Annotated in this window: 1 protein-coding gene and 1 pseudogene; one reads left to right on the top strand and one right to left on the bottom strand. The window is 64.1% G+C overall.

The features are described from left to right. On the bottom strand, nt 1-1,322 hold a 1,322-nt coding region (locus tag ACFV0O_RS40930; protein WP_380349991.1), incomplete at its 3' end, for an FG-GAP repeat domain-containing protein. 566 nt (nt 1,323-1,888) lie between these two features. Between ACFV0O_RS40930 and ACFV0O_RS40925 the strand changes: the two are divergent. Beyond that, a pseudogene (locus ACFV0O_RS40925) lies at nt 1,889-2,287 on the top strand (transposase); the annotation flags it as partial. Nucleotides 2,288-2,439 lie beyond the last annotated feature (152 nt).

The raw sequence follows: 2,439 nt of genomic DNA, 5'->3' as shown, positions 1-2,439 counted from the left end.
TTGTCGGCATTTCGGCTCACTGCCGCTATTGCACTGCCGGGGGTTGCCGCCAACGGCTCGTGGCCGGGAATCAGGATCTGAGGTAAAGACCATCTGCCTTCAACCGTCGGCCAGACCTGTGTGACGATGCTGCCGTCCCGGCTGACCCAGAACACTTGCAGCATCCCGAAGCGGCTAACTACGCTCGGAGCAGAGTGCCGCGCAGCGATGAACTCGGGCTGTGGGAGCAGTGAGGCGCGGTCCATCCACCGTGATTCCTGGACGTCGTAGATCCAGCTGTTGCGCAGCCCCGGCCAGTGGTCCTTGTGGAAGCCGCCCTCCGTAGCCGACTTAGCATATGACGCTGTGCCGCCGGCCGCGAGCAGGTTCCCGTCAGCAAGCAGCGAATGGCCGCAACAGAATAGGTCCTGGACCGGTGAGCCGACCACCGTCACCTCGCCGGTGGTGCAGTCGTACAGCCGCGTATGGTCGTTGCGGTTGTCGTTGTGCTGGTCCGCGTCGTATTCGCTACCACTGAAATGCAGGATTTTCCCGGTGCGAAGCAGCACAGCGTGCGCCGCCAGCACATCAGTCTGGCCTAGCCTCGGAACCCACCTCCCTCCTTGCTCCCGCAACAGACGGCTGAGCGCGGCGGCTCGAAGATCGGCCGCCTCAGCGTCTGAGGTGGCTATGACTGCCTCGTCCGGGCGCCCGGCGGCCTGCAGGAACGACGCGAGCGAGTGAAGTTCGGAGGCGAGCTGATCTTGGTGGTCCAGGTTGGCGGGGTCGGTGTCGACCAGGCGCCGCAGGATGGCGACAGCCTCCTGGGTCGGTGCTACGGCCTCGGATACCGGGAGATGACCCGCCAGTTCCACAACGCGGGAGAGGAACGACGGCGAATTCTGCTCCCCCGGGCTCGCCGCCAATCGGAGAAATATCCGAACGCCTTCGCGGGCCGCCGCGAGCGCCTCATCAGACCAACCAGCGCCCTCCAGTCGCACGCTCAGTACGAAGAACGTGTAGGCAAGCAAGGTGAGCGCGTGGCGGTCATCAGGCCTGGGAACCTCATCGCCCTGAGGGGTCGGCAGAGACCAGTCCCTCGCACCGGAGGAGGGACGTACGCGCAGCGTATGGTCGCTGGCACGCCAGACCGCGAGGTCCAGCTTGCCATCGCGATCAAAGTCGCACGGGACAGGAATGTCTCCATCCTGACCGAATTGAACCACGCGCTGCGCGCCGCCGGAACCGGGATCGATGAACCAGATTCCTTCAGCGGAACGCCAGAACGCCGTGTCCAGCGTGCCGTCTCCGTCATAGTCACCGGGCACCGGAACGTCAGTCATAACGATGCACCTCGCTGTCTTTCGTAGGCTCAGACAAGCCAGCAGCGCGCGAGACGAGGTTGACGCATTTGGGAGCTACGGTGCGTCAGCCTATGGTCAGCGGTGAGCAGTTCGGGTGGTCCTGGTATCGGCACCCTCGTCCGGCACTCATATGGCTGCCTGAACGGGGCTCGTCGAAGGATGCACGGGGCTGACACGGCGCGCTCTCAGCTTGGCGGACCCATACCACGGATGGCCTGCTACACATCAGGAATGACCTGCCAGCCATCTCTACGTGATGGCTGGTGACACTTTGATAGTGCCACCCGAACCCAGCGCCCGCAACGCACCTGAAAGCCCGGTTCTGCTGAGTTTGGACAGGCCTTCCTGCCAGCGCTTCGGCGGAGGCTGAGCCTGGCGCTGTACAGAAAACGTTCCCCACGTCCGACCTGACGGCTCAAGAAGGCTCAGATAAAAGAGAAGCTTAGAGCTCGCGCAAATTGGCAGTGTGGAGTACCCCGGCAGCGAGGCGGGCACAGATCTTCGTGATCATGGGTTGCGACGCTCTGTGATCACTGGGGGGATCTGTGCCTGTGCTTCCATCTTGGCTGACCAACCCGCTGTGGGACCAATTCTCGGCGCTGCTGCCCGAGCGTCCGACGGTCGATCCTGCCCATCCGCTGGGCTGCCACCGGCCCCGCATCAGCGACCGGATCGTGTTCGACAAGTTGCTGCAGTTGCTGCGGTTCGGGTGCTCCTACCAGGCGATCGCCGATACGACCTGCTCTGCGACCACCATCCGTAACCGCCGCGACGAGTGGATCCGGCTCGGCATCTTCGTCCGGCTCAAGCAGATCGCGCTGGAGTCCTACGACCGGATCGTCGGGCTCGTGCTCGACCAGATCGCCGTCGACGGCGCCATCACCAAGGCCCCCGGCGGCGAGGTCGCCGGGCGTTCACCGGTCGATCGCGGCAAACAGGGTCTGACTGGGCGTTTCACCCATGAAAGCGCTGGTTGATGCGGGTTTTCGAGCCGTCCGGTTGGAGCCCTTGGCGCGACTCCCGAGGCAGAAGTGACCGGCGTGGCACCTGCCCACGAAAGCCCGCCGAAGATGCGCACTCCGTCCTGTCTCATTCC

Source organism: Kitasatospora sp. NPDC059577 (assembly GCF_042735475.1).
In the GTDB taxonomy this organism is placed as follows: domain Bacteria; phylum Actinomycetota; class Actinomycetes; order Streptomycetales; family Streptomycetaceae; genus Kitasatospora.
The sequence above is the reverse complement of the archived record's forward strand: the minus strand, read 5'-3'. Positions and strand labels throughout refer to the sequence as shown.